This is a genomic window from Hydrogenivirga sp., assembly GCF_056450045.1.
This window is the reverse complement of the sequence record NZ_JBWONM010000172.1, coordinates 1-5,918: the sequence shown is the minus strand read 5'-3', so window position 1 is coordinate 5,918 and position 5,918 is coordinate 1. Positions and strand designations below refer to the sequence as shown.

Below are 5,918 nucleotides of genomic sequence, written 5' to 3'. Positions count from 1 at the left end.
CATAGGGATAGACAGGCTGGTGATGCTCCTGAGCGATACCGACACCATAAGGGACGTTATACTTTTCCCTCACATGAGACCTCAATGGAGCGATTAACAGAGGGGAGATGACCTTAAGGAAGAGGGTATCGGCGGAAACATAACATAGGTCAATGTAAGGAAAACAAACAGCGGGTATATTTTCTCCCACGGAGGTAGCCCGATGAGATTCATTCTTGTGAGTCAGGAAGTCTGTCCCAGATGCGATAGAGCAAAGAAGATACTTAAGGACATTCAGAGGGAGCTCCCCTTTGAGTGGGAAGAGGTTGATATGTACGAGATGCTTGATACCTTCACCTACTTGGGGATAGCGACGACGCCGGTCCTTCTAATTGACAGGGGAGACGAGGAGTACAGCAATGAGGACGTTGTCTTCATGGGTGAGCTCCCGAGGAAGTGGAGGCTCAAAGAGATAATTGAGAACTACTTGAATAATCACCGCTCCTGAAGAGCCGGGGCTTCCCTTCTGAGAACGAAGAAGAGGGCAACGGCGAGCACCATCATCAGTATGGTTGCGACCTGGTTCCAGGTAAGCCCCAGACCCGGTATTGGTGGGGTCACACCCCTGTAAAACTCAAGGGCGAACCTCTCCGCCCCGTAGAGGAGCATGTAGAGGCTGAAGACCTCTCCATCAAATCTCTTTCTCCTGAAGAGGAAGAGGAGGATGAGGAATATTAGGAAGTTGCCGACAGCCTCCATTATCTGAGTTGGGTAGAGGGGTATCCCCTGAGGGGCGACGCTCCCCGGAGGGAAGACCACGTAAAAGAAGGGGAAGTCCTTCATGAAGTGGATGCCTACGCTCACGTCTTCGGCGTTGGGGACTGGCCTGCCGTAGCAACAGCCTGCGGAGGTACACCCAAGCCTCCCTACCGCGTGGGCGAGGGCTAAGGAGGGGGCGGCAATGTCCGCAACCTTCCATAGGGGGAGGGCGTTTCTCTTCACCGCCAGAAGGGCTCCCAATATTCCCCCCGCAAGACCACCCAGGAAGCTCACCCCTCCCTTCCACAGGGCGAAGATGTCAAGGATGCCCTTTACCTCCTCAGGATGCTCCAAGAGAAAGGCTATCCTGGCTCCGACTATACCGAAGACAGCAGCGTAGATAAAGACGGACTCAGCCTTCTCCGGAGGTATCCCCTCAGAGCGGGAGAGCCTCAGAGCTAAGAAGTAAGCGAGTATAAGCCCCAGCGCTACGAGAACCCCGTAGGTTGATACCTTTATACCGAAGATTTCTATCAGCTCCGGAAACATCAGACCTCTACCTCCTCAACTATGAGTTTAACCTCAGTTCCCTCAAAGATAAAGATGATTTCTCTGAAAAAGCCCCTCTTGTCCTCCTTCTTAAGGAGGACACGGACACTCTTGTTGGTGCGTAGGTTTATAAGAGATACTTCCAGAGGCTTGCCCTCAAGGAAGGAGACTATCCTCTCATAGACCTTCCCCCTGTCCCGGAAGTAAAGGGTCCTTCCCCTGCAAAAGGAATACTCCCTGCCGTTTAGGAGCCTGCCAAAGATGAGGTCCTCTGGAGGGGCGGGGAGGAGGTAACACTTAGCCCTTATGCATACCCTGTCCCTCTCCATCTCAACGTCCCTTGTCTTTGCAATCCTCACAGTGTAGAAGTTATCGTACTTGGCAAGCATCATGGGGAACTTGAGAGGACCATACTCAAGAAGCCCGTATATCCTGAAATTGGGAGGAACATAACGTTCCCTGTACTTGAGGGCGATCTCTTCTGTAGGAGGGCAGGCTCTCTCAACCTTTGGAGCACAGGAAAAGAGGGTTGCCAGCAGGAGGAGAAGGAGGAGAGCTCTCATTCTTCCATTCTTATACGCACAGATAGGGCGTGGGCTTCAAGACCCTCAGCTTTCGCTATCACCTCTGCAAGGTCAGCCACCCTGTCAAAGCCTTCCTTAGAAACGTATATAACGGAACTTCTCTTGATGAAGTCATAAACACCCAAGGGTGAGAAGAAACGGGCAGTCCTGCCCGTTGGGAGGGTGTGGTTAGGTCCTAAGACGTAATCCCCGAGAGCCTCTGGAGCGTACCTGCCCAAGAATATCGCCCCCGCATGCCTTATATAGGGGAGCAGGGACATAGGCTCTGCGGTAACCACCTCCAAGTGCTCCGGGGCTATGAAGTTGGCCACCTCACAGGCGTGGAAGAGGTCCTCAACCACGAAGGCTGTCCCAAACCTCTCTATGGACTTCTTCGCTATCTCCCTCCTCTCAAGGGAGTCAAGCATTCGGTGAAGCTCATCCCTGACCTTCTTGGCAAAGCCTTCGGAGGGGGTAAGGAGAACTGCAGCAGCAAGCTCATCGTGTTCTGCCTGGGAAAGGAGGTCAGCGGCGACCCAGGATGGGTCAGCGGACTCATCCGCTATCACGAGTATCTCAGAAGGTCCAGCCACCATATCTATATCAACCACACCGAAGAGAAGCTTCTTTGCCAAGGCAACGTATATGTTTCCCGGACCCACTATCTTATCCACACGGGGGATGTTGTCCGTTCCGTAGGCTAAGGCTGCGACAGCCTGAGCTCCTCCCACCTGAAAGACCCTGCTCACGCCGGCTATGTAGGCTGCGGCGAGGGTGTAGCGATTTGGCTTCGGGGAGACCATCACTATCTCCTCAACGCCAGCGACAACCGCGGGCACCACATTCATAAGGACAGTTGAGGGGTAGGCTGCTTTTCCTCCCGGTACGTACACACCAACCCTCTCAAGAGGTAGAACCTTCTGTCCAAGGACTATGCCTTCCTCCTCTTTGAAGAAGGAATTCTCAAGCTGTTTCTCGTGAAAGACCCTTATCCTCTCCTCAGCTATCTCAAGGGCTTCCTTTACCTTCTCATCAAGCTCCTCATAGGCGTTTTCCAGCTCTTCGTAGGGAACTTCCAGGGTGTCTGGAGTTAGCTCAAGACCGTCAAACTTTTTAGTGTACTCAAGGAGTGCCTCGTCTCCCCTCTCCTTTACATCCCTTATTATCTCCTTTACCCTCTCCTCATACTCCTCGGTAAGGATCTCTCCCCTGCTGGCTAAGTACTTCAGCCTTTCGTCAAATCTCCACGCCTTACCCCTGAGGTCAACTATCTCCATAATCTATGGATTTTATCAGAGCAGGCTGTAGCGTAGCTGTCTCTTCTGAACAGCTCCCACCACCCCGAGGGCGAGGAAGTTCACCATCAGGTTGCTTATACCGTAGCTCACGAAGGGAAGGGGTATTCCCTTGGGAGGGAGCAGATTGACGCTCATCATGACGTTAACGACAACCGATAGGAGAATGTTGAGCGTTATCCCGAAGACTATCAGCTTTCCAAAGACATCAACGGTATCGTTAGCTATGCGAAGGAGCCTCCACACAAGTATGGTAAAGAGCATCAGGACGAACAATATCCCCGGGAAGCCAAGCTCCTCTCCGATGGTCGCCAGGACATAATCCGTATCCGCCTGAGTCAGGGGACCGAGCTTTTGGAAGCCCTTGCCATAGCCCTGACCGAGGAGCCCCCCGTTCATGAACGCCAAAAGAGACTGGATTATCTGGTAGCCACTTCCAAAGGAGTCCTCCATAGGGCTGAGCCAAACCGCTATCCTCCTGTGGGCGTAGCCACCGCTGAATAGAAACAGGAGGGACATGAAGGCTATAAAGAGCCCTGCGATGGGAAGGTAGATACGAGGATGGGTTCCACCAGCCCAGAGCATCGCCCAGGCTATGACGAGTACAAAGAGGGACATGCCCTTGTCCGGCTGGAGAAAGAGGAGGGTTGAGTGGAGCATCACGACAAAGACAGCCCACCCAAAGAACCTTAGCCTGTCAATGGAGCCCTTCCTCGCAACGTAATAGGCTATGAAGAAGATTATTATCAGCTTTGAGAGCTCAGAGGGCTGGATGCTCGTTCCCACGAGCCATCTCTCAACGGGCTTCCCCAGAGCGACCTTCTTTATTAGCACAAAGGCGAGCAGGGAGAGGGAGAAGATGACCATGCCGTAAATCACCCTCTGGTTGTTCAGCTTCTTGTAATCAAGAAGGTAAGAGGTTGCGGACATAAGGAGAAAGCCCAGCAGGAGGAAGAGGGCGAAGAGCAGAGGTCTGCGAAGGTGGGTCAGCTCCAGGTCTCCCATTATGTGGGGGGCAACCTTTACGCTAACTATTGAGAGAAGCCCCATGAGGGATAGGAGCAAGGTGGTGAAGAGCACAACCGGGTCCGGGTAGAACCGGCTGAGGCGCTCCATATCAGACTTGTCCTTCTTCTATTTCCTTTATTAGCTCAACACGCTTCGCGTGTCTTCCACCCTCAAAGGGAGCCTCAAGCCAGGCATCAACTATGGATATAGCCAGCTCCTCCCCTATCACCCTGTCTCCAAGGCAGAGGACGTTCGCATCGTTGTGGAGCCTGCTCATACGAGCCATGTATTCGTTGAAGCACAGGGCAGCCCTCACGCCCCTGAACTTGTTCGCTGTTATACACATACCTATCCCGGTCCCGCAGACGAGTATCCCCCTCTCAGCCTCCCCCCTTTGAACGGCGAGGGCAACTTCCTTTGCAAAGAGGGGGTAGTGGGTTGACTCCTTGGAGGTGGTTCCGAAGTCAAACACCTCACAGCCACGTTCAAGTAAATGCTCCTTTATCCTCTCCTTGAGCGGAAAGCCCGCATGGTCGGAGCCAATAGCCACCTTCATCCCTTCAGAGCCTCCCTCAGGAGCTGGTTTACGAGCTTTGGGTTCGCCTTACCCTTAGTTGCCTTCATAACCTGACCAACGAAGAAGCCAAGAAGCTTCTCTTCCCCCGCCTTGTACCTCTCAACCTCTTGGGGAAACTGGCTTATCACCTGCTCTATTATCTCCTTTATAGCCCCTTCATCGCTTATCTGCTTTAGACCCCGCTCCTCAACTATCTGGCTGGCACTCTTGCCCGTCTGAACCATCTCCTTTATGACCTCCTTGCCTATCTTTGTGGAAATCACCCCCTCCTTTATGAGCTTGACGAGCTGGGCAAGACCCTCGGGAGATACGGGAGACTCCTCAACGGGTATCTGCCTCTCGTTGAGCAGTCCGAGGAGGTCGTTCAGGAGCCAGTTGGCTATCAGCTTGGGCTCGTTGTAGTGCTTTACAGCCTCCTCAAAGAAGTCGCCGAGCTCCTTGTGCTGGACAAATATCTTCGCTTCATACTCGGAGATGCCGTACTGATTCAGCAGCCTCTCCAGCCTCTGGTGGGGTAGCTCGGGCATACTGCTCCTTATCTCTTCTATCCAGCTCTCCTCAAGGAGAAGGGGTTGGAGGTCTGGATCAGGGAAGTACCTGTAATCCTCAGCCTCCTCCTTAGTTCTCATAGTGTAGGTCTTACCGCTGGCAGGGTCAAAGGTCCTCGTCTCCTGCTCAATCTTTCCTCCTTCAGAGACAACCCTTATCTGCCTCTCTATCTCATACTCAAGCGCCTTCTGGACAAACCTGAAGGAGTTCACGTTCTTTATCTCAGTCCTTGTCCCGAGCTCCTGAGAGCCCTTAGGTCTTATGGATACGTTTATATCACAGCGAAGCTGTCCTTTCTCCATATCAGCCTTTGACACTCCCGTGTACCTCATTACGTTCCTGAGGTTCTCAAGGAATAGGCGCGCCTCCTCGGGAGTTCTGAGGTCTGGCTCGGTGACTATCTCCATCAGGGGTGTCCCAGCCCTGTTGAGGTCAACGTAGCTCTTTGAGCCTTCATGGATGCTTTTTCCAGCATCCTCTTCCATGTGGAGCCTTCTTATACGCACCCTTCTCTTGCTTCCATCGGGCATATCAAACTCAAGCCAGCCGTTGGTTGCGATGGGTTTCTCGTACTGAGATATCTGGTATCCCTTCGGCAGGTCGGGGTAAAAGTAGTTCTTTCTGGCGAAGATTGACTCT

The 5,918-nt window shown here is 52.9% G+C and carries 8 protein-coding genes; 2 read left to right on the top strand and 6 right to left on the bottom strand.

Annotated elements, in window-relative coordinates:
* Nucleotide 1: 1 nt before the first annotated feature.
* The gene (locus tag AC1HCM_RS07115) at nt 2-97 is read left to right on the top strand and encodes an amino acid--tRNA ligase-related protein (protein WP_479461074.1); all 96 of its coding nucleotides are present in this window, start codon (nt 2-4) and stop codon (nt 95-97) included.
* A 105-nt stretch (nt 98-202) separates the two neighbouring features.
* Nucleotides 203-487 carry a thioredoxin family protein gene (locus AC1HCM_RS07110; protein WP_479461073.1) on the top strand — a complete coding sequence of 95 codons (285 nt, stop codon included), beginning with the start codon at nt 203-205 and terminating at the stop codon, nt 485-487.
* Here the strand turns inward: AC1HCM_RS07110 and lgt are convergent.
* The 6 genes from lgt to gatB all read right to left on the bottom strand — a co-directional run.
* Entirely contained in the window at nt 475-1,287 is an 813-nt protein-coding gene (gene lgt / locus AC1HCM_RS07105; protein WP_479461072.1) for a prolipoprotein diacylglyceryl transferase, read from the bottom strand. The two genes, AC1HCM_RS07110 and lgt, sit on opposite strands and share 13 nt — an antisense overlap.
* Nucleotides 1,287-1,850 (bottom strand): hypothetical protein, encoded by a 564-nt coding sequence (locus AC1HCM_RS07100; RefSeq protein WP_479461071.1) that lies wholly within the window; start codon nt 1,848-1,850, stop codon nt 1,287-1,289. The genes lgt and AC1HCM_RS07100 overlap by 1 nt, the downstream gene beginning before the upstream one ends.
* Nucleotides 1,847-3,127: a histidinol dehydrogenase gene (hisD, locus tag AC1HCM_RS07095; RefSeq protein ID WP_479461070.1), complete on the bottom strand. Its 1,281-nt coding sequence runs from the start codon at nt 3,125-3,127 to the stop codon at nt 1,847-1,849. The genes AC1HCM_RS07100 and hisD overlap by 4 nt, the downstream gene beginning before the upstream one ends.
* A 15-nt stretch (nt 3,128-3,142) precedes the next feature.
* A complete protein-coding gene (locus tag AC1HCM_RS07090) occupies nt 3,143-4,261 on the bottom strand; it encodes an FtsW/RodA/SpoVE family cell cycle protein (protein ID WP_479461069.1) in 1,119 nt (372 codons plus the stop codon).
* Nucleotide 4,262: 1 nt separating this feature from the next.
* Nucleotides 4,263-4,709, bottom strand: a complete 447-nt coding sequence (gene rpiB, locus AC1HCM_RS07085; RefSeq protein ID WP_479461068.1) for a ribose 5-phosphate isomerase B — start codon at nt 4,707-4,709, stop codon at nt 4,263-4,265.
* Nucleotides 4,706-5,918 (bottom strand): Asp-tRNA(Asn)/Glu-tRNA(Gln) amidotransferase subunit GatB (gatB, locus tag AC1HCM_RS07080; RefSeq protein WP_479461067.1); only part of this gene is annotated, 1,213 nt, incomplete at its 5' end. The genes rpiB and gatB, both read right to left, overlap by 4 nt.

What these genes read in the sequence shown, in the direction of transcription:
- hisD (WP_479461070.1), bottom strand. Translation starts at nt 3,127, where the DNA reads ATGGAGATAGTTGACCTCAGGGGTAAGGCGTGGAGATTTGACGAAAGG.
- AC1HCM_RS07100 (WP_479461071.1), bottom strand. Translation starts at nt 1,850, where the DNA reads ATGAGAGCTCTCCTCCTTCTCCTCCTGCTGGCAACCCTCTTTTCCTGT.
- AC1HCM_RS07090 (WP_479461069.1), bottom strand. Translation starts at nt 4,261, where the DNA reads ATGGAGCGCCTCAGCCGGTTCTACCCGGACCCGGTTGTGCTCTTCACC.
- rpiB (WP_479461068.1), bottom strand. Translation starts at nt 4,709, where the DNA reads ATGAAGGTGGCTATTGGCTCCGACCATGCGGGCTTTCCGCTCAAGGAG.
- AC1HCM_RS07110 (WP_479461073.1), top strand. Translation starts at nt 203, where the DNA reads ATGAGATTCATTCTTGTGAGTCAGGAAGTCTGTCCCAGATGCGATAGA.
- lgt (WP_479461072.1), bottom strand. Translation starts at nt 1,287, where the DNA reads ATGTTTCCGGAGCTGATAGAAATCTTCGGTATAAAGGTATCAACCTAC.